At 61.1% G+C, this 19,977-nt stretch carries 21 protein-coding genes; 7 read left to right on the top strand and 14 right to left on the bottom strand.

The features are described 5' to 3' along the window. Positions 1-116 precede the first annotated feature (116 nt). Both QRN60_RS17455 and ftsE read right to left on the bottom strand, forming a co-directional pair. Positions 117-1,124 carry a cell division protein FtsX gene (locus tag QRN60_RS17455; RefSeq protein WP_003509918.1) on the bottom strand — a complete coding sequence of 336 codons (1,008 nt, stop codon included), beginning with the start codon at positions 1,122-1,124 and terminating at the stop codon, positions 117-119. Further along, on the bottom strand, positions 1,117-1,776 hold the full coding sequence (gene ftsE, locus QRN60_RS17450; RefSeq protein ID WP_003497447.1) for a cell division ATP-binding protein FtsE: 660 nt from the start codon (positions 1,774-1,776) through the stop codon (positions 1,117-1,119). The genes QRN60_RS17455 and ftsE overlap by 8 nt, the downstream gene beginning before the upstream one ends. Positions 1,777-1,975: 199 nt before the next feature. On the opposite strand from ftsE, the gene QRN60_RS17445 reads away from it, so the two are divergent. The 3 genes from QRN60_RS17445 to QRN60_RS17435 all read left to right on the top strand — a co-directional run bounded on the left by QRN60_RS17445 (position 1,976) and on the right by QRN60_RS17435 (position 3,760). Continuing rightward, the gene (locus QRN60_RS17445) at positions 1,976-2,647 is read left to right on the top strand and encodes a DUF3426 domain-containing protein (protein WP_107677196.1); all 672 of its coding nucleotides are present in this window, start codon (positions 1,976-1,978) and stop codon (positions 2,645-2,647) included. A gap of 68 nt (positions 2,648-2,715) precedes the next feature. Beyond that, positions 2,716-3,258, top strand: a complete 543-nt coding sequence (hpt, locus tag QRN60_RS17440) for a hypoxanthine phosphoribosyltransferase (protein ID WP_003509922.1) — start codon at positions 2,716-2,718, stop codon at positions 3,256-3,258. A gap of 142 nt (positions 3,259-3,400) precedes the next feature. Beyond that, positions 3,401-3,760, top strand: coding sequence for a response regulator (locus QRN60_RS17435; RefSeq protein WP_003509924.1), 360 nt, complete (start codon positions 3,401-3,403; stop codon positions 3,758-3,760). A gap of 262 nt (positions 3,761-4,022) precedes the next feature. Here the strand turns inward: QRN60_RS17435 and QRN60_RS17430 are convergent, their stop codons facing one another. From QRN60_RS17430 to argH, 4 genes are all read right to left on the bottom strand, one after another. Next, positions 4,023-6,722 carry a TIGR02302 family protein gene (locus QRN60_RS17430; protein ID WP_112295534.1) on the bottom strand — a complete coding sequence of 900 codons (2,700 nt, stop codon included), beginning with the start codon at positions 6,720-6,722 and terminating at the stop codon, positions 4,023-4,025. 179 nt (positions 6,723-6,901) lie between these two features. Continuing rightward, positions 6,902-8,170: a diaminopimelate decarboxylase gene (gene lysA / locus QRN60_RS17425; RefSeq protein WP_112295535.1), complete on the bottom strand. Its 1,269-nt coding sequence runs from the start codon at positions 8,168-8,170 to the stop codon at positions 6,902-6,904. Positions 8,171-8,183: 13 nt separating this feature from the next. Continuing rightward, positions 8,184-8,387: an LPS translocon maturation chaperone LptM gene (lptM, locus tag QRN60_RS17420; RefSeq protein ID WP_020012158.1), complete on the bottom strand. Its 204-nt coding sequence runs from the start codon at positions 8,385-8,387 to the stop codon at positions 8,184-8,186. A gap of 94 nt (positions 8,388-8,481) precedes the next feature. Then, positions 8,482-9,882: an argininosuccinate lyase gene (gene argH / locus QRN60_RS17415; protein WP_087745924.1), complete on the bottom strand. Its 1,401-nt coding sequence runs from the start codon at positions 9,880-9,882 to the stop codon at positions 8,482-8,484. 22 nt (positions 9,883-9,904) lie between these two features. Here argH and tlpA point away from each other — a divergent pair, with 22 nt between their 5' ends. Both tlpA and QRN60_RS17405 read left to right on the top strand, forming a co-directional pair. Continuing rightward, positions 9,905-10,573, top strand: coding sequence for a thiol:disulfide interchange protein TlpA (gene tlpA, locus QRN60_RS17410; protein ID WP_003509934.1), 669 nt, complete (start codon positions 9,905-9,907; stop codon positions 10,571-10,573). Between the two features lie 135 nt (positions 10,574-10,708). Further along, complete coding sequence (locus tag QRN60_RS17405) at positions 10,709-11,956, top strand: MgtC/SapB family protein (protein ID WP_112295536.1); 1,248 nt, start codon at positions 10,709-10,711, stop codon at positions 11,954-11,956. A 37-nt stretch (positions 11,957-11,993) separates the two neighbouring features. On the opposite strand, the gene QRN60_RS17400 is transcribed toward QRN60_RS17405, so the two are convergent. The 7 genes from QRN60_RS17400 to QRN60_RS17370 all read right to left on the bottom strand — a co-directional run bounded on the left by QRN60_RS17400 (position 11,994) and on the right by QRN60_RS17370 (position 17,311). Beyond that, positions 11,994-12,875: a 3-hydroxybutyryl-CoA dehydrogenase gene (locus QRN60_RS17400; RefSeq protein ID WP_003509938.1), complete on the bottom strand. Its 882-nt coding sequence runs from the start codon at positions 12,873-12,875 to the stop codon at positions 11,994-11,996. A 116-nt stretch (positions 12,876-12,991) separates the two neighbouring features. Beyond that, positions 12,992-13,921 carry an electron transfer flavoprotein subunit alpha/FixB family protein gene (locus tag QRN60_RS17395; RefSeq protein ID WP_129566975.1) on the bottom strand — a complete coding sequence of 310 codons (930 nt, stop codon included), beginning with the start codon at positions 13,919-13,921 and terminating at the stop codon, positions 12,992-12,994. A gap of 25 nt (positions 13,922-13,946) precedes the next feature. Then, complete coding sequence (locus QRN60_RS17390; protein WP_020812916.1) at positions 13,947-14,693, bottom strand: electron transfer flavoprotein subunit beta/FixA family protein; 747 nt, start codon at positions 14,691-14,693, stop codon at positions 13,947-13,949. A gap of 184 nt (positions 14,694-14,877) precedes the next feature. Beyond that, the gene (locus QRN60_RS17385) at positions 14,878-15,651 is read right to left on the bottom strand and encodes a rhomboid family intramembrane serine protease (RefSeq protein ID WP_060724952.1); all 774 of its coding nucleotides are present in this window, start codon (positions 15,649-15,651) and stop codon (positions 14,878-14,880) included. A gap of 32 nt (positions 15,652-15,683) precedes the next feature. Next, complete coding sequence (locus QRN60_RS17380) at positions 15,684-16,262, bottom strand: cob(I)yrinic acid a,c-diamide adenosyltransferase (protein WP_020812917.1); 579 nt, start codon at positions 16,260-16,262, stop codon at positions 15,684-15,686. Between the two features lies 1 nt (position 16,263). Continuing rightward, on the bottom strand, positions 16,264-16,461 hold the full coding sequence (locus tag QRN60_RS17375; RefSeq protein WP_020812918.1) for a twin transmembrane helix small protein: 198 nt from the start codon (positions 16,459-16,461) through the stop codon (positions 16,264-16,266). 16 nt (positions 16,462-16,477) lie between these two features. Further along, positions 16,478-17,311, bottom strand: coding sequence for an SDR family oxidoreductase (locus QRN60_RS17370; protein WP_111780484.1), 834 nt, complete (start codon positions 17,309-17,311; stop codon positions 16,478-16,480). Between the two features lie 180 nt (positions 17,312-17,491). On the opposite strand from QRN60_RS17370, the gene QRN60_RS17365 reads away from it, so the two are divergent. Continuing rightward, positions 17,492-18,409 carry a YihY/virulence factor BrkB family protein gene (locus tag QRN60_RS17365; protein WP_031234460.1) on the top strand — a complete coding sequence of 306 codons (918 nt, stop codon included), beginning with the start codon at positions 17,492-17,494 and terminating at the stop codon, positions 18,407-18,409. On the opposite strand, the gene gluQRS is transcribed toward QRN60_RS17365, so the two are convergent. Beyond that, positions 18,377-19,276 carry a tRNA glutamyl-Q(34) synthetase GluQRS gene (gene gluQRS / locus QRN60_RS17360; RefSeq protein WP_112295538.1) on the bottom strand — a complete coding sequence of 300 codons (900 nt, stop codon included), beginning with the start codon at positions 19,274-19,276 and terminating at the stop codon, positions 18,377-18,379. The two genes, QRN60_RS17365 and gluQRS, sit on opposite strands and share 33 nt — an antisense overlap. 39 nt (positions 19,277-19,315) lie before the next feature. Here gluQRS and QRN60_RS17355 point away from each other — a divergent pair, with 39 nt between their 5' ends. After that, on the top strand, positions 19,316-19,972 hold the full coding sequence (locus QRN60_RS17355; protein ID WP_161974227.1) for a DNA-3-methyladenine glycosylase family protein: 657 nt from the start codon (positions 19,316-19,318) through the stop codon (positions 19,970-19,972). The last annotated feature ends 5 nt before the right edge of the window (positions 19,973-19,977 follow it).

Raw genomic sequence — 19,977 nt, 5'->3', positions numbered from 1 at the left:
ACATTCCTCCTGAATACTCGCCGATTAAGGCAAGGAACAGGCATTTTTGTCCACCGTCTGCAGGTTACATCCGGCCTGTGACGTTTCAGTTTTACCGCAGGAGTCCGGTGGTATCCTCACGACGCGAGGCCGTCACTTTTCGATGGATCGGAGCGGACGCGGTCAATATCATCGATGGTGCGGATAACGGTCATGCGCGCCGTGATGGTGGTGAGAAGCGCGATGATGATCATCGTCATGGCGATGCCGAGATAACCGCCGAGTCCGACCGAAAACGAGCCAAAAAGCGCGCTTGCCTGATCGCTTTGCGGTGTGGCGACCGTGCTCGATTGCCAGAAGCCGGCGACCAGGAACACGGCGGCTGCCAGTGCGCTGCCTGCCGCTGCCCCCTTGAGGCTGATCTTCAGGAAGTGCTTCTGGAATTCGCGCGCCACGAAGCTGCTTTCGGCACCGACGAAATGCAGCACCTCGACAATATGCCGGTTGCCGGAAAGCGCGCCGCGCGTGGCGAACACCACCGTCAGCACCATGGCCGTGAAAACGAGGATGAGGACGCCGACGCCGATCATGACTGTAGTTCTGGCCATGGAGACCAGCCTGTCGACCCAGGTGCGGTGATCGTCGAGAAATGCCTGCGGGATTTCCGCTTTCAACATATCCCGCATGGCCTGGAAATCGGGCGGATTGCTTTCATCGATGGTGATGACGACGAGACGCGGAATGGGAAGTTCGGAAAGGTCGAGACCGCTGCCGAGCCATGGTTCCAGCAGGCGCGATGTCGCCGCATCGTCGAGGATCGTGCCATCCCGCGTGCCGACAAAGGTGAGCGCCAGATTACGCGCCTTGTTCAGCGCCGCATTCATGTCCAGCCCGTCCTCAGGCTTGATCTGAATGGTGATCTCGCGGGAAATCTGGCTTTGCCAGGTGGCGGCGGTGGCGCGCACCATGGAGACGGCGCCGAGCGTCAGACAGGCAAGGAAGGCCATGATGGCGATCACCACCATCAGCGCATTGCCCTGAATGTTGGAGGGCGGCAGGATGGGCGCCATGGGGCGGATGCGCATGGGCGGGCGCTTCGGCTGCGCGGCTTCCGGTTTCAGCTGTTTGCGGTTGATCTCATTCATAGATATCGAGCCGCCCTTCGGTGAGGATCATCCGGCGCGCATCGATCTGGTCCATCAGGCCAAAATCATGGGTGGCAATGACGACGGCCGTGCCCAGCCGGTTGAGCTCCAGGAAGAGGTTGAGCAGGCGTTTGGCCATGGGCGGATCGACGTTGCCGGTCGGTTCGTCGGCCAGCAATATTTCCGGCTGGTCCATCAGCGCGCGGGCAATGGCGGCGCGCTGCTTTTCCCCGCCGGAAAGAATGGCCGGCAGCACATTGATACGCTCGCCGAGCCCGACCCATTTCAGAAGCTCTATCACGTCGTTGCGATAGGCGCTCTCTTCCTTGCCGCGCACACGCAGCGGCAGGGCGACATTCTCATAGGTCGTCAGATGATCGAGCAGTCGGAAATCCTGAAACACGATGCCGACACGGCGGCGCAGCATCGGCAGCTCGCTACGCGGGATGCGTGATACATCGCGGTTGAACATGCGGATATTGCCGCGCGTCGGCTGCAGCGACATCAAAAGCAGGCGCAGAAGCGTCGTCTTGCCCGCGCCCGATGGGCCGGTCAGAAACTGGAATGACCCCTTGGGAATGTCGAAGGTCATGTCCCTCAGGATCTCGGGTCCCATGCCGTAACGCAACCCGACATTTTCGAAATGGATCAACGGACTTCCAGTCTCTTCGTTTCGTGGTGGTTCGCAAGCCGCTGGCGCGTTGGGTTCGGTATCGTGGGTTAACCCGGATCCGGTGACCTGTGCGAGCCGTTTTTGCGAAGCATTAACCAATTAAATTTAAAACTTGGCAGGATTCGTTGCAATGCCCAGTTTTGCGGGCCGGAAAACCTGACCGGGGAATTCTATGGCTATGTTCCGTTCATCTCGCCGGCAAGCGGCATTCGATTTTGATCTCCTGATGCCGGAAACGCCGGTGCGCCGTGCGGCGCGGGCAGCAAATCCCGACCGCGACGTGGTAGACGCTGAATTTGTCACCATCAAGGAAAACCGTGCGCGCCAGCCTGGAAATGACAATCGTGGCGCAGCGCGCCGGCAGGCGGTAAAACCGCCCGTTACCCTCCCCATGCTGGGCCTCGCCTTCATCGGCTGGGTGGATCGCAGATTATCGCGCCTTTCGGCGGATGCCTATTCGGCGCTGGTGGCCGGCCTCGCTATTTTTGTCTTCGTGTGCTCGGGTGGTCTCTCGGTCGTGGTGCCGGAAAAGACGGCGGCCGCGGCCCCGGTCAGCCCGCTCGCCATTTCCCATGTCACCGTGACCCCGCAGGAAGCGGGGGGCATGGATATTCTGCTCATCAACGGCATCGTGGAAAACAATGGCGGTAATCTGGAAGAGGTGCCGGCCCTTCGCGCCGATCTCTTCGCCGCCAAGGGGCAGCTGGTGGCCAGCATGGTCATCGAGCCGCCGGTGAAAGAGATGCAGCCCGGTTTCAGCCACGGTTTTTCGGCAAAACTGCGCCATCCCGGTGGAAAAACGCCAGAGATCAAGCTTTCCTTCGTCGAGGCGGGTGCGTCCGAACGCTGACTGTGCTAACGCCTGTCTTCTATTTTTACTGAAAGGTAAAATCGGCAAGGCGCAGCACAGGAGTAAGAATGCCCGTCGTCCGTGGAAAAAATATCGAGCCGCTTTATACCGCCGAGCAGATCGCCGAGCGCAATCGCGACATGGCCAAGCACATTGCCAGCGGCCCGACCAAGGATTTGCTGGTCATTGCCGTGCTCAAGGGATCGTTCATTTTCGCGGCCGATCTTATCCGCGCGCTGCATGACAGCGGCCTTGCGCCCGAAGTCGAATTCATCACGCTGTCGAGCTATGGCACCGGCACGGTTTCGCAAGGCGTCAGGATCGTCAAGGATATCGACAGCGATGTGAAGGATCGCGATGTGCTCCTGATCGACGATATTCTGGAATCCGGCCGCACGCTGCGTTTCGCCAAGGAACTGCTCTATGAGCGCGGCGCGCGCCACGTCACCATCGCCGTGCTGCTCGACAAGAAGGTGAAGCGCAAGGAAGATCTGGAGGCCGATTATGTCGGTTTCGAATGTCCAGATTATTTCGTCGTGGGTTACGGCATGGACGTGGCCTATGCCTTCCGCGAACTGCCTTTCGTCGGCGTCGTGACCGGCGACGCCTGACTACTTCTCCCGTGCCGGAACGGCACAGGGCGGAGACGCCTCATTAACCATTCACCCAGCCAAAGCCTGGGTGTTTACCTCTTGAAAAGAGGAGCCTGCGATGTTGCTCACGGCTGGAAATGATGCCCAGGAGCAATGATTGATGGCGAAGATTCTGATTACCGAAGATGAGGATGCATTGCGGGCTTTTGTCGCCCGCGCCCTGCGTCTCGACGGTCACGAGACCCATGAGGCGGCAGACGGCGAGCAGGGGCTGGAGAAGCTCCAGGAAACCAGTTTCGATCTTCTTCTTTCGGATATCCGCATGCCGGTCATGGATGGCATCGAGCTGGCGCACCGCGCCGCCGAAAGCTTCCCGGCCATGCGCATTTTGTTGATGACCGGTTATGCCGAACAGCGCGAACGCGCCGACGATCTGGCCGAAAAGATTGTCGATGTGGTTTCCAAACCCTTCGCGCTTCCCGATATCCGCAAGGCTGTCGCCCGTGCGCTCGCGGCCTGAGCGAAGGTCATAGAAATTTAAAAAGGGCGGCCGTCGGGCCGCCTTTTTGTTGACCAGACTTACCCGATGGTCTTTCCGCTTCCACTTCCGTCATCCCGGCCTTGAGCCGGGATCCAGCCAGCCCAAGGACTTGGGCTGAAAAGAGTCGTCTCGCCGCGCAGACGCGCGTCTCTGGATGCCGGATCAAGTCCGGCATGACCGAGAAACTTTACCCTTTAAAACTGGCTGTACTGGAGCGCACTGAGTGAACCGGGCATGCGCCTCACTTGATATCCAGCAACCGCTCCAGATAACGCCGCTCGATTTCCCCCGGCGGGTTGTTGCCGAGCTTTTCACGGATAGCCTCGAGGATTTCGCGGGCACGCTGAACGTCGATCTCGTCAGGCACCTTCACCTGATCGCCGAAATCCGGGCCGGTGGTGCTGCGCGGACGGCCGAGCGGGTCGCGACCGTTCTGGCCGCCCTGTCCGGCCATGCCTTCCTGACCTTGCCCGGGCTGCTGACCCTGCTGGCGCATGGCCTGCATGATCTGGCCCATCATGTCCTGCGCGCCCTGTCGCAGCGCGTTCAGCGCATTGCCCTGGCCTTCGACAGCCTGTTCGCCCTGACCCTTGCCCAGTGCTTCACCGGCGCCCTGCATTTCCTGCTGCGCCTTGCCGAAGTTTTCGCCCGGTTCCATGCCGAGATCACGAAGACCCTGCTGCAATTCGCCGAGTTGCTTGCCGAGTGCATCCTGCTGGGCCCGCAGGTTTTTCAGCGCTTCGCGCAATTGTTCCGCAGTCATCTGGTCAGACTGTTGCTGCCCACCCTGCTGGCCATTTTCGCCCTGTTCGCCCTGCTGTCCCTGTTGCGGCGGCTGGCCGTTCTCGCCCATCTGGTGGTCGTCTTCGCTTTCGCCGCCCTGCTGCGGGTCGCCGCGCTGCATGCGGTCGCGCAGCGCCTGATCGAGCTTGAAAGTCTCGTCCATCAGCTTCTGCTGCTGCTGCAGGATTTCGCCCAGCTTGTCGATCTGCTGGCGCATCTTGCTGCTCTGCTGCTGCCCCTGCTGGCCCTGACGCTGCGGCCTGCCTGCCTGCAGATTGTTCATCATGCGCTGCAGCTGCGAGAGCATTTCCTGCGCCGCGTCGCGGTTGCCGGAGCGGGCGAGGTTCTCGATCTGGTTCATCATGTTTTCCAGATCGCGCTGGCGCAGCACGTTCTGCGCCTGCTGGTTCATGTTGGCTTGCGGCGCGTTCTGCATGCGCTGCGCAAGCTCGTTCATGAATTGTTGCATCGCTTCCCGCAGTTCCTGCATCAGCTTGGCGACCTCCTCGTCGGAGGCATTTCGCTGCAACGCTTCCGAAAGCGCCGTCTGTGCATCGCGCAGGCGCTTTTCGGCCTGCGAAAGGTCGCCATCCTCGATGCCGAGCGCGATTTCCCAGAGGTAATCAGCCGTATCCTTCAGCATCTCCTCATTATAGGCGAGCCGCATGCGGGTCTGCGCCGATTGCAGCAGGAGATAATGCGTGGTGTTGGGAATGGTCTCTTCCGGGCGCAGGCCTACCGCCTCGTTATAGGCGATGGCCTTCGGCATCTGGCGCGTGTCCAGTGAGAAAATCTGCCGCTGTTCGGCGATGGAGGCCGCCAGCGGTTCGGAGAAGTTACGGCCCGGCAGCACCATTTCATGCGCGGGGCTGCGGCCGGTCTGGCCGGCGCCGTCGGTCGCCACCAGCGTGATGCGCACGCGCTTGCCCGCCATCGGATGTTCGGTCAGGTTGCGGCTGGTCAGGCCCTTGATTTCGCGATTGTTCTGCCGCGGCAGATCGAGCTTGAATTCCGGCGCCGGGTAAAGTGCGGTTGCGCCTTCCGCTACGCCAAGCGGCTCGATGATCGCATGGGCTTCCTTCAGGCCGTAATCGTCTTTGGCCGTGAAGCCCACTTCCAGCGCGCCGTTGACGGCCCGGCGCGGCATGTTGTCGAAGGCGATGCTGGGCGGCTGGTCGGGAATGACGTTGAAGACCCATTGCTCGCCATTGGCGGTAATCATGCCGCTTTCGGTGACATCCATGGCGAAGGTGCGCGGCGCGACGGGCTGATCCGCCGAACGCACCGGCGCCTGAACGGCGACCTCGCCGCTTGCACTGTCGGCGCGCGCCGCTTCCGGTGCAAGCTTCTGCAATGCGCCTGCCATTTCCGGTTCGAAGGTCACCTCCTCGCCGCCATCGCCGCCGGTCATGCGGATCGTCAGCTTGGAGGATTGCGGCACGGAAACCGCGTCGCGGTTGGTTGCGTCACGCCCGGTCAGGAAAATCGGTGCGCGGCCGGTATAAGCGGGCGGCGTGACCCAGGCATCGAGACGAATATCCGGATTGAGCGGACCGACGACCGGCCGGCTGCGGAAAGCATCGGCAACGGTGCCCGCGCCGTTGGAATAGGAAAAACCGAAAGCAGTGACCAGAAGCAGTGCCGGAATGGCGCGCAGCGCCAGCCGGTCATAACGGGCGATATCGGGTTTCGGCAGGCCGGCATTGAGCGCGGCGATGCGCTCCGCCATGCGAATCTGGTGTTCTTTCCAGAGTGTGCGGGAAAATGGTGTGTCAAAGGCAGGTTCGTCTTCCTGCACGCCGACTGGCTGGTGGGCGAGACCGTTCCGATCCTCGAGGAGGCGCGACGCATCATTATCCGTCGGCCATTTCAGCCTGAGGATCGGCAGAAGCGTGGCGATAAAACTGAAAACCAGCACAAAAACGATGCCAAGCCGCAGGAAATCCGGCATGTGCCGGTAAAGGCCGAACCAGGCGAGCGCCAGAAATACGGCGGCGATGGAGAGCGGCCACAGGGTTTTCGGTGCGATTTTCTCGCAGAGCAGCACGATTTTCGCGAAGAAGCGCTTGGCGGCAACCAGACGGGCAAGGTCCGGCCGTTGCGCGAATGCGCCGGTCGGGCGCTTTCTGCCTGTCCTGTCCTCTCCGGTTGTGGTCATCAATCCGTTCTCCCGGCTCTGGCCACGTCAAACGCCATTCCCGGAACGGCGAGCTGCTTGTATTCCGAGGGGCAAGGATAACATTCTTTGTGGCGAAGACGAGGGCAAGCGGATGCTCACCCCCATTTTTTAGGCAACTTCGCTTGATTGTGATCGGTCACGCGGTGCGACAGACGAAATCAATCGAGCCAGGCGGGTACGGAATCGAGAGCGATCAGCTCTTCATAGGTGCCGCGCGGGCGGATGACGTGGAACTTGTCACCCTTCACCAGCACTTCCGGCACCAGCAGGCGCGAATTATACGTGCCGGCCTGCACCGCGCCATAGGCGCCGGCGGAGCTGACGGCGATGAGATCGCCCGGCTGCGGTGCGGCCATCTCGCGGTCCAGCGCCAGATAGTCACCCGTCTCGCAGACGGGACCGACGATATCGGCCTTGATGCGAGGGGCATCCAGTGCAGGCTGCACCACCGGGCGAATGCCGTGATAGGCTTCGTAAAGCGTGGGGCGGATGAGATCGTTCATCGCGCCGTCGACGATCACGAAGGTCTTTTCGCCGCCATCCTTCACATAGATCACTTCCGTCACCAGAATCCCGGCATTGCCGACAATCAGGCGTCCGGGTTCGGTGATGATCTTGCAGTTGAGGCTCTTCAGTTCATTCTTGACGATATGTGCATAGGCATCCGGCAGCGGCGGCGGGTTGTTGTCGTCGCGGTAGGGAATGCCGAGACCGCCGCCGATGTCGACATGGCTGATCGTGTGTCCGTCGGTGCGCAGCGCCTCGACCAGTTCGCGCAGCAGCCGGAAGGCATCCTCGAAAGGCTGCAATTCGGTGATCTGGCTGCCGATATGCATGTCGATGCCGGTGACTTCGATACCGGGCAAAGTGGCGGCATGGGCATAGACCGCGCGGGCGCGTTCATAGGAAATGCCGAACTTGTTTTCTTTCTTGCCGGTGGAAATCTTGGCGTGGGTGCGCGCGTCCACGTCAGGATTGATGCGGAAGGAGACATGCGCCCGCTTGCCCACTTTCACGGCGCGCAGGTTAAGGACTTCCAGTTCCGGCTCGGATTCGATGTTGAAGCAGTAGATGCCGGCTTCCAACGCGTAATCCATTTCCGCCACCGTCTTGCCGACGCCGGAAAACATGATGCGGCTTGCCGGCACGCCGGCGCCGAGCGCCCGGCGCAATTCGCCGCCCGACACGACATCGATGCCCGCGCCGAGCTTTGCCAGCGTCTTCAGCACCGCCTGGTTGGAATTGGCCTTCATGGCGTAACAGACCATGGCGTCCACATCGGCAAAAGCGCCTGAGAACACCTTGTAGTGGCGTTCCAGCGTCGCGGTCGAATAGACATAGAACGGCGTGCCGACCGCCTTGGCGATCTCAGGCACGGGCACGTTTTCGGCGTGCAGCACGCCGTCGATATAGCCAAAATGGTTCACGGCTTTTTACCCGTCAGAGGAGCTTGTCGAGAATGAACGGACGCTCAGCCGTTGCCGGCTTCGGCTCGCTTCCATCGGCGGCGCGTTTGTTGCGCATTTCGACCGGCGTGCTCGGTGGATCGATATCGCCCTTACGCCCGCAGGCGCTGAGAGCAAGGCTGACGGCGAGCGTCATGCCGATGGGAACGATGATTTTGCGCGCGGTTTTTGAAAGCATGAGCCTGTCCAAAGGAAATATGTGCCTCTCTGATAACGAAAAACAGGGCGCTTGTGCACCCTGTTTCTTGTGATCGCAGCGTAACGCAGATTTATCAGTTGCGTCCACGCCACCAGGCGATCTGCTTTCGCACTTCCGAAGGGGCCGTGCCGCCGAAACTGGTGCGGCTGGCGACCGATGCCTCGACCGAAAGAACGTCGAAAACGCCGCTGGTAATGGCCGGATGGATCGCCTGCAGGTCTTCCAGCGAAAGATCGGCCAGATCGCAGCCCTTCTTTTCGGCCAGAGCCACGGCATTGCCGGTCACATGGTGGGCATCGCGGAAGGGCAGGCCCGCCTCGCGCACCAGCCAGTCGGCGAGATCGGTGGCGGTGGAATATCCCGAACCGGCGGCCGCGCGCATGCGGTCCTTGCGCACTTCGAGATCGCGGATCATGCCGGTCATGGCGGCAATCGCCAGTTCCAGGCTTTCGGCAGCATCGAAAACCTGTTCCTTGTCTTCCTGCATGTCCTTGGAATAGGCGAGCGGCAGGCCCTTCATGACCGTCAGAAGCGCCACCAGCGAGCCGTTAATGCGGCCGGTCTTGGCGCGCACCAGTTCGGCTGCGTCAGGGTTCTTCTTCTGCGGCATGATCGACGAGCCGGTGGAAAAAGCGTCCGACAGGCGGATGAAGCCGAATTGCGGCGTCGACCAGATAACGATTTCTTCGGCGAGACGCGACAGATGCGTGGCGCAGATCGAGGCGATCGACAGGAATTCCAGCGCGAAATCGCGGTCGGAGACGGTGTCGATGGAATTGCGGGTCGGCTCGCGGAAGCCGAGCGCCTTCGCCGTCATGTGGCGGTCAATGGGGTAGCCGGTGCCGGCAAGAGCGGCAGCACCGATCGGGCTTTCATCCAGATGCTCGATGGCGTGGCGCACGCGGGCGCGGTCACGGCCGAACATTTCCACATAGGCCATGCAATGATGGCCGAAGGTGACGGGCTGGGCTGTCTGCAGATGGGTGAAGCCGGGCATGACCGTATCGGCATTTTCTTCGGCGCGATCGAGGAAGGCGGCGATGAGCGCGGTCAGCATGCCCTCGGTCTTCTGCAATTCTTCCTTCACCCACAGGCGGAAATCGAGCGCCACCTGGTCGTTGCGCGAGCGGGCGGTGTGCAGGCGGCCGGCTGCCGTGCCGATGAGCGTTGCGAGCCGCGCTTCGATGTTCATATGAATATCTTCGAGCTTGCGCGAAAACTCGAAGCTGCCGGTTTCGATCTCTGACAGGATCGTGTTCAGGCCATCGGTGATCTTGTCTTTATCTTCCGGCGAAATAATGCCTTTAGATGCCAGCATGGCGGCATGCGCCATAGAGCCGCGGATATCCTGGGCGTAAAGCTTCTTGTCGAAGCCGATGGAGGCATTTATCTCTTCCATGATGGCAGATGGCCCGGAAGCGAAACGTCCGCCCCACATCTGGTTGGAGGATTTCTGATCTGTGCCGTCAGCCATGTTAAGTGCCCTGGAGTATTCGATGACAGAAAAAAGGCCGTTCAGGCTTCCTTCCGCCAAATTGGTTGCAATTGCTGCCGTGGCCGGTGTGCTCGCCGGTGCTGGCGCGGTCTGGTTCAGGCATATTGGGTCTGAGAGCCCGGTTCAAGGGGCAGCGGTGGCCGAGGGCGGTTTATGTGAAGGTGCGGCAAACCGCATCGCTTCGCTGAAGCCGTTTCTGAAAGGGCAGGTGGCGGCCATGTCGGCGGCGGACAAGCCGCGCGTCATCCCGCTGTCCTTCAAGGGACCGGAGGCTAAGGACATGACGCTTGCCGACCTCAAGGGCAAGGCGGTCCTTCTCAACCTCTGGGCCACATGGTGCGTGCCCTGCCGGGAAGAGATGCCGGCTCTGAACGCGCTGGAGAAGGAAAAGGGCGGCGAGAATTTTGAGGTCGTTGCCGTTAATATCGATGTCGGCGCGGATGAAAAACCGAAAGCCTTCATGGATGAATATAAGATCGACGCTCTGAAGCACTACCGCGACAGTTCCATGGGCGTCTTCAACGTTTTGAAAAAGGAAGGCCTCGCTTTTGGCCTGCCGGCAACCCTGCTGCTGGATGAAAATGGCTGCCTGCTCGCGGCCATGAACGGCCCGGCCGCGTGGGACAGCGAGGATGCCAAGGCGCTGGTGACCGCCGCGACGGGAAAATGATGCCGGTGGCTGGATCCATGAGTTGAGAGCCGCAACCGCCCTCAAGACAGGCCTGTCCAGCGGATGGGCCGGTGCAGACAAGCCGGCACCCGCCCCGTATAATGATCCTGCTTCCGCCATGGAATAGGTGCCGACATGGAGTTGCTTATCCCCCGGCTTGGTCTTGCCCTTGCCATCGGCCTGCTCGTCGGCCTTGAGCGCGGCTGGCGGGAGCGTGATGCGCCGGCGGGCAGCCGTACCGCCGGGATCAGGACCTATGGCATTGCCGGCCTGCTCGGTGGCATCTTCGGCATCTTGGCCGATGAGCAGGGCAATGCCTTCGCCTTTGCGGCGGGTTTTCTGGGATTCGCATTCAGTTTTTCGTGGTTCAAGCTGCGTGAGGCGCGCCATGACAATGATTTCAGTGTCACCGGCGTGGTTGCGGCGCTCTGCGTCTTTGCCCTCGGCGGGCTTGCGGTAACGGAGCAATATCAGGCGGCGGCGGCTGGTGGCGCGGCCCTTGCGGCATTGCTTGCGGGCAGGGAAGTTCTCCACCGTCTGCTGAAACGGCTGACATGGATCGAGCTTCGCTCCGCGCTGGTGCTTGCAGTGATGACCGCCGTCGGCCTGTCGATCCTTCCAAACCGGACAATCGATCCGTGGGGCGGTTTCAACCCCTGGGAAATATGGCTGTTCACCGTGCTCAGCGCCACGATTTCCTATTGCGGCTATATTGCCGTGCGGTTGCTCGGCTCAACCCGCGGCCTGCTGGTGACCGGGCTGGCGGGTGCTCTGGTTTCATCAACCGCCGTAACCGCCAGCTTCGGGCAGAAGGCGAAAAGCGGTGAAAACGTCTGGCCTCTTGCCGGTGTGGCGGCGCTGGCCGCGGCTGTATCGCTGCTTCGGGTTCTCGCTATCGTCCTCGCCCTCTCGCTGACGACGTTTTCCCTCATCGCACCGGCAACGCTGACCGCTGCACTGGTTCTCGGATTGAGCGGCACCGGCCTGATAAGACTGCAGGACACGCAGCCCGGACAGGAAATCGACGCAAAAAATCCGTTCGACTTGGTGCCCCTTGCCATCTTCGCCGCGCTCTTTGCTGCAACGCGAACGCTGAATGCCGTTCTTCTCGTCTGGATCGGCACGGGTGGTTTCATCGCCCTCACGGCTTTGTCGGCCATATTCGATGCCGATGTCGCCGTTCTCAGTGCGTTGCGAGCCAACGCGCAGAATCTTTCGCCTGATATCGTGGCGAGCGCAATTCTCGCCGCTCTCGCCGCAAACGCGGTAGGCCGCGTATTCGTCGCGGCCGTTTCCGGAACGCTCGTTTATTGCGGGTTGCTCACGGCCGCATCCGTCCTCGCCGCCGGCGCCGGAGCGGTCACTTATCTGCTGATTGCCTGAGAGTTCAGCCGAAGGCAGAGACGATATTGGTCCGGGCTCAGCGCGTGGGGACCGGCGTCTCGCCGCGATAGTCGTAGAATCCGCGGCCTGATTTGCGGCCGAGCCAGCCGGCCTCGACATATTTGACCAGCAGTGGGCAGGGGCGGTATTTGCTGTCGGAGAGACCGTCATGCAGTACCTGCATGATCGACAAACAGGTGTCGAGACCGATGAAATCGGCAAGCTGCAGCGGTCCCATCGGGTGGTTGGCACCGAGGCGCATGGCGGTGTCGATGGCTTCCACCGAGCCGACGCCTTCATAGAGCGTGTAGATCGCCTCGTTGATCATCGGCAGCAGGATGCGGTTGACGATGAAGGCCGGGAAATCCTCGGCGACGGTGATCGCCTTTTCCAGCGTCCGCACATAATCCTTTGCCGCGTCGAAAGTCTTTTCATTGGTGGCGATGCCGCGCACCAGTTCCACCAGCTTCATGACCGGCACCGGATTCATGAAGTGGATGCCCATGAACTGCTCGGGCCGATCGGTGGCGGATGCAAGGCGAGTGATGGAGAGCGAAGACGTATTGGTGGCGAGCAGCGCTTCGGGCTTCAGGACCGGGCAGACCTGCGCATAAATCTTGCGCTTGATCTCTTCATTTTCCGTCGCGGCCTCAATGACGAGATCCATGGCTGCCAGATCATTGATATCAGTCGATCCGCTGATCAGCGCCAGCGCCTGCTTGCGGGCGTCGTCCGAAAGCTTGCCGTTGGTGACCTGGCGGGCGAGATTGCCGTTGATCGTGGCGAGACCGGCCTCGATGCCTTCCTTGGAAAGATCGTAGATATGGACCCTGTAACCGGCGATGGCGGAGACATGTGCAATGCCGCATCCCATCTGACCGGCTCCGATGACACCGATGTTTTTAAAGGGGGCGGTCATAGGTTGGTCTCCTCTCAGGGATTTTGTCTGCGTTATTGCCGGCGATGTTACGCATATCGCCGAAAAAGAGAAGGCGGCGCGTTTAAAAAACGCGCCGCCTCCAATTTATGCTTAAATTACAGCGATTTTTCGAGTTCCGGCAAGGCTTCGAACAGATCGGCGACGAGGCCGTAATCCGCAACCTGGAAGATCGGCGCTTCTTCATCCTTGTTGATGGCGACGATGACCTTCGAGTCCTTCATGCCGGCCAGATGCTGGATGGCGCCCGAAATGCCGGCGGCGATGTAAAGCTGCGGGGCAACCACCTTGCCCGTCTGGCCCACCTGCCAGTCGTTCGGCGCATAACCGGCATCGACGGCTGCGCGCGATGCGCCAACGGCTGCACCGAGCTTGTCGGCGACGGGAAGGATGACTTCCCTGAACTTCTCGGAAGAACCAAGCGCGCGGCCGCCCGAGATGATGATCTTCGCAGAGGTCAGTTCCGGACGGTCGGACGACGCCAGGGCATCGGAAACGAAGCTGGAAAGGCCGGGGTTTGCCGCCGCGCCGATGGTTTCGACCGCTGCCGAACCGCCTTCTGCCGCTGCCGCAAAGCCGGTCGGACGCACGGTGATGACCTTCTTCGCATCGGTTGCCTGCACCGTCTGGATGGCGTTTCCGGCATAGATCGGGCGCTTGAAGGTGTCAGGGCTGACGACCTCGATGATTTCCGAGACCTGCGCCACATCGAGAAGCGCCGCAACGCGCGGCGTCACGTTCTTGGCCGAGGCGGTCGCCGGCGCAATGATGACGTCATAGGAAGGCGCAAGCGAAACGATCAGCGCCGCCAGCGGCTCGGCGAGCGCATTGGCATAGGAGGCGTCGTCGGCGAGCAGCACCTTGGATACGCCGGAGAGTTTCGCGGCAGCGTCGGCTGCGCCCTTGGCATTGGCGCCGGCAACCAGCACATGGACGTCGCCGCCAATCTGCATTGCCGCCGTCAGCGTCTTCGCCGTCAGGTCGGAAAGGGTTGCGTTGTCGTGTTCTGCCAGAAGAAGAATGGCCATAAGAATATCTCCCTTTTCCGAAACCTTAGAGGACGCCGTCGGCTTTGAGCTTTTCGACCAGCTCGGCAACCGAGCCGACCTTGATGCCGGCCTTGCGGCCCGCAGGTTCTTCGGTCTTCAGCACCTTCAGGCGCGGCGAAACATCGACGCCGAAATCGGCCGGAGCCTTCTTGTCGAGCGGCTTCTTTTTCGCCTTCATGATGTTCGGCAGCGAGGCGTAACGCGGCTCGTTCAGGCGCAGGTCGGTGGTGACGACGGCGGGAAGTTTCAGTTCGATCGTCTGCAAACCGCCATCGACTTCGCGGGTGACCGCGACCTTGCCGTCTGACGGTACGACCTTGGAGGCAAACGTGCCCTGGCCCCAGCCGAGAAGGGCGGCCAGCATCTGGCCGGTCTGGTTGCTGTCGTCGTCGATCGCCTGCTTGCCGACGATGACGAGACCGGGCTGTTCAGCCTCAGCGACACCCTTCAGCAGCTTGGCGACGGCGAGCGGCTCAACCGTTTCGTCGGTCTCGATCAGGATGGCGCGGTCGGCGCCCATGGCGAGCGCGGTGCGCAGCGTTTCTTCCGCCTTGGCCGGGCCGATGGAGACGACCACGACCTCTTCGGCCTTGCCGGCTTCCTTCAGGCGAAGGGCCTCTTCCACCGAGATTTCGTCGAACGGGTTCATCGACATCTTCACATTGGCAAGCTCAACGCCAGAACCATCCGCTTTCACGCGGATCTTCACGTTGTAATCGACGACTCGTTTAACGGGGACAAGGATTTTCATCGGCGGCTTTCCTCAAACTCCTGTCCGCTTTGGCCAGTTGACCGCGCGGACCTCCAAAAACAGGTTGGCGACATGGATAAGCATTTTTCCCGCAAATACAACGGAGCAATCTTCATTATCACATGCACGTAAGGCATATCTTACGTTGACGTTAACGTAAATACTCTATCTCTCACGCAGGGTCTCATCTACCCCCGTCATAGCCCCGTTCGATTTGCGACAACCCTGCCGTTTGCGACGTATTCTTGAACTGCGCCGCCCTCGGCGCAACAATGGTGCGGTCAAACAGGGGCACGCCTCGCCTGCGCATGAAAACCACCAGGATCGCACCTGCAATTATGCCGCCGACATGGGCGCCCCAGGAGACGTTTTCCTCGAGCCCCAGCGCCAGCATCAGGAATTGCTGGCCAATCCACAGAGCCAGCGGAATGAAGGCGGGCAGGGGAAGCGGAATGCGCATGAGAACCAGCACCCAGACGCGCACCCTGGGATGCAGCAGGAAATAGGCCGCGACCACGCCGGAAACCGCACCCGAAGCGCCGATCAGCGGCCCTTCCGAAGTGGGTGAGACGACACCGTGAAACAGCGCGCCGACAATGGCGCAGGCAAGATAGAAGATCAGGAAACGGAAATGGCCAAGCGCGTCCTCGACATTGTCGCCGAAGACCCAGAGAAACAGCATGTTGCCGGCCAGATGCCAGAAATCGAGATGCAGGAATGCGTAAGTGACAACGGTCAGATCGTCGGGCACCACCTGCAAGGCCGGTTCCAGATAGGCGTAGTCGAACACCACGGCCGGAATGAAACCAAGGCCGAGCGCTGCGGCATTGGCCTCGGTATCGCTGGCAAGCACGCCGGTAAACAGCCAGACCAGCACATTGACCACAATCAGGCCGATGGTGACATATTGCAGCCGGATATGTTTGAGGGAGTTCGCATCGTGCAGCGGTATGAACATGGAACGTCCTTCATTTGCGCAAGTGATGCGATCTAGCGGTTCTTGCCCGGAACCCACAATATGTCGGCCTTGCCGGCATCATTGGCGAAACGGGCCGCGACGAACAGGAAATCGGACAGGCGATTGGCATATTTCAGCGCCGCCGGGCTGACGATCTCATTCTCGGAAACGGAAAGCTCTACCATCAGCCTCTCCGCCCGGCGGCAGACGGTGCGCGCCAAGTGCAGATTGGCCGCTGCCGCGCTGCCGCCCGGCAGCACGAAAGAGGTCAGCGGTTCGAGGGCGGCATTGAGTTCGTCGATTTCATTTTCCAGCCGGGTGACCTGGCTTTCGACGATGCGCAGCGGCTCATAAGAAAGCGGCTCTCCACTATCAGGCGTGGCGAGATCGGCGCCGAGATCGAACAGATCGTTCTGGATGCGGAAGAGCATGGCATCCAGCCGTTCCAGCCCGCCCGTATGCAGTCGCGCGACGCCGATGGCCGAATTGGTCTCGTCCACCGTGCCGTAGGCCTCGACGCGAAGATCGTGCTTCAGCCGGCGCGGGCCGGAAACCAGCGCGGTCGTCCCTTTGTCGCCGGTGCGGGTGTAGATCTTATTCAGTTTCACCATGTCAACGGCCACCGCCGGTGAGCCAGAGGGTGAGCATGATCAGCACGATGGCGACGGCCTGCAGGAGAAGGCGAAGCTGCATCAGCTTGTTGGACCGGTTAGCATCCTGCCCCTTCAGCATGTTGAAGAGGCCGCGTATCAGCACGATGACGACGAGGCCCATGACGATAAGGGCCAGAACGGTGGTGAAGCCGGACATGCGGTATTACTCCTCCTCAATCGAATCTGCGCAGCAGACGATAGAAAAGTCCGGCAGGCAAGAGCCGTTTCAGGATAAGCCCCTGTTTGGCTGGCACCGTGACGGGATAATGCGGCTTCGGTTTTGCCGCCGTCAGGGCGTGTTTCAGCACGGCATAAACCGCATCGGGACCAAGCTTGTGACGGTTGACGGGACCGGAGCCATCCATGCGCGCCAGCTGGCGTTTATATTCCGCCGCATGGGCCGAATTTTCGAGATCGATATGCTCGTTGATATGGGCAAGCGCCGTCGTGGTGAATTTCGAGGTGATGGGACCGGGTTCGATCAGGCTCACATGGATGCCGCTGCCCTGAAGCTCCATGCGCAAGGTGACGCCCAGCCCCTCAAGCGCGAATTTCGAAGCGGTGTAAGCGCCGCGATAACGATAGGGCACGAGGCCGAGAATGGAGGAGCAATGCACGATGCGGCCGACGCCGCGGGCGCGCATGAAGGGAATGACCCGCCGTGTCAGATCGTGCCAGCCGAAGACATTGGTTTCGAACTGGGCTCTCAGCGCTTCGACAGGCAGGTCCTCCACCGCGCCCGGCTGGCCATAAGCGCCATTGTTGAAAAGCGCATCGATGCGGCCGCCGGTTCGGGCGGCGACGGTATCCACCAGCGCGGCGATGGTTTCGGGCTTGGTGTAATCCATGATCAGGGTTTCGATGCCCTGATTTTCAAGTGCGGCCATGTCGGCGATGCGGCGCACGGTGGCGAAAACCCGCCAGCCGTCCCGGTGGAGCGCGCCGGCGCAATAAGCGCCAATGCCCGAGGAACATCCGGTAATGATGATGACGGGCTTTTCAGACATCTGCCGCTCCGGGAAACCGACTATTGCTCTGGCCCGTTTGACCGGCCCATGGAAAACGCATTGCGCAAAATCCTTCTCAGTGACGGAACCGAAAGCCGGGCTTGCGCGCTGTACAAAGCGAAGCTGATTTCCCATATTCGGGGCGAAGTTACAAATGAAATGCCGATGAATGGAGGTGACATGGTTGCCGCAGTGCGCCTGGCAGGCAAGGTTGCCTTCGATGCCTATTCCCATTTCGCCGAGGATGACGGCTGGGCGATGGCGAGCCATATGGCGCTTTCCATCCTGCTGGCGCTGTTCCCCTTTCTGATCTTCGGTACGGCGCTTGCCGGTTTTCTCGGCGCTGACCAGTTTTCCGAAACGGCGGTGCACCTGATTTTCGACACCTGGCCTGAGGCGATTGCCGGGCCGCTGGCGGCGCAGGTGCAGCAGGTGCTGACCATTCCGCGCGGCGGGCTGCTGACGATTTCGGTGCTGGCCGCCGCCTATTTTGCCTCCAATGGCGTCGAGGCGCTCCGAATTTCACTCAACCGCGCCTATCGTGTCACCGAAACGCGATGGTGGTATGTGACCCGCCTGCTCAGCCTGCTTTATGTGCTGATCGCCGTGGTCGTCTTTGCCGGCATCAGTATCGTCCTTGTTGCCGTGCCGGTCGCCACCTCTTTTGCCGAGCAGCGGTTCCCGTGGCTGACGGATGTGCTGAACACCATCTCCAGCCTTGGTCTTTACGGCACCATCGTGGTTCTGACGGCGGGGCTGGTGGCCGCGCATCTTTGGCTGCCCGCCGGCAAACGCCGTATCTGGGATGTCTGGCCGGGCATTCTCTTGACGATGATCTTCTGGGTCATCGGCGCGGCGATCTTTGCCTATTATCTCTCCACCTTCGCCAATTATGCCGCCACCTATGCTGGTCTTGCCTCCGTCATGGTGGTTCTGGTGTTTCTTTACATGGTCGGCGTCATCTTCATGCTCGGTGCGGAGGTCAATGCCGCGCTGATGAAATACAAGGTGCGGCAGATCATCCGCCGCAATATCGGCGGCAGCGGCGCGCGCCGGGAGCGGGCGCTAGAAGAGACCGACAAGCCGGCGGATATCTGAGGACGTCGCCCCTTCCGCCCGCAGGGCGGAAAGGCCGGTGCTGCCTTCGCTTTTCGAAAGCTTGCGGCCGTCTGCGCCCAAAATAAGCCGGTGATGGTGATAGGCGGGCTGCGGCAGGTCCAGCAGGTGTTGCAGCAGCCGGTGGATGGCGGTTGCGTGGAAGAGATCCATGCCGCGCACCACATGGGTGATGCCCTGCAGCGCATCGTCAACCACAACGGAGAGATGATAGCTCGAAGGCGCGTCGGAACGCGACAGCACCACATCGCCCCAGAGCGCGGGAAGGGCCTCGATCTGCCCGGTCCCGCCGTCGCCGCTCTCCTGCCAGAACAGAGGGATGCCGGCGGCGTGCATCGCCTTTTCCATGTCGAGCCGCCAGGCGTGCGGTCGGCCGGAGGCCAAAAGCGCCTCCCGCTCAGCCTTTGGCCTCTCCCGATCTAAGGCCGGGTAAAGCGGCGCACCATCAGGATCGCGTGGCCAGAGCCTTCCTTCTGCCTCAAAAGTGCGAACGATGGCCTTTGTTTCCCCACGGCTGAGAAAAGCCGGATAGGCGAGGCCCGCGTCGATCAGCATGTCCAGCGCCGCGCGATACTCATCGAAATGTTCCGATTGTCGCCGCACCGGCTCTTCCCAGGAAAGTCCCAGCCAGCCGAGATCATCATAGATCGCCTGCTCCAGCTCCGGCGTGCAGCGCGTCTGGTCGATATCCTCGATGCGCAGCAGAAAGCGGCCGCCATTGTCACGTGCCATATCATGGTTCAGGAAGGCGGAAAGCGCGTGGCCGAGATGCAGCAGGCCGTTGGGGCTTGGCGCAAAACGGTAAACCGGTTTTTGACGGAGAGGCGAAGGCATGGTTTCTTCTGCCATGTTTTAAAGCGCCCCACCAGCCGGCTGGCGGCATATGGAATGACCGATATGAAAATCATCACCGGGATGGATGACATCAGCGAAGGGCTGGAGCATCTCGCTCACCTCGATCCTGTTCTCAGCCCCGTCATAGAAAAAGCCGGTCCTTTGGAGCTGCGCATTCACGAGCCCGGCTTTGCCGGCCTTGCCCATATCGTCGTGTCGCAGATGGTGTCGCGCGCCAGCGCCAATGCCATATGGGCGCGTATCCTTGCCGGCACCGGCGGCCTGGTCACGGCGGAAAATTATCTCGGTGCATCGGAGGCGTTGCGCGCCAGCTTCGGCCTTTCCCGGGCCAAGGCGACGACGCTGGAAGGGCTGGCGCGCGCCGTCACGGACGGGCAGATCGACCTTGACGGCGTGGTGCGCAAGGAGGCGGGTGCGGCGTTCTTCGAGCTGGTAGCGCTTCGTGGCATCGGCCCGTGGACGGCGGAAGTCTACCTGATGTTTTGCGGCGGGCATCCGGATATTTTCCCGGTCGGCGATGTGGCGCTGAGATCGGCGGTGGCCCACGCGCTTGATCTGGAGGTGAGGCCGGAAGCGAAATGGCTGGCGGAGCGTGCGGCACTCTGGTCGCCTTGGCGCTCCGTGGCCGCGCGGCTTTTCTGGGGCTACTACGCCAATATCATGCGGCGCGCCATGGTGCCTTTACCCTGATACTC

The sequence above is a fragment of the Agrobacterium sp. CFBP2214 genome, assembly GCF_030209895.1.
In the GTDB taxonomy this organism is placed as follows: Bacteria; Pseudomonadota; Alphaproteobacteria; order Rhizobiales; family Rhizobiaceae; genus Agrobacterium; species Agrobacterium radiobacter.
This window is presented reverse-complemented; position numbering and strand designations above follow the sequence as displayed.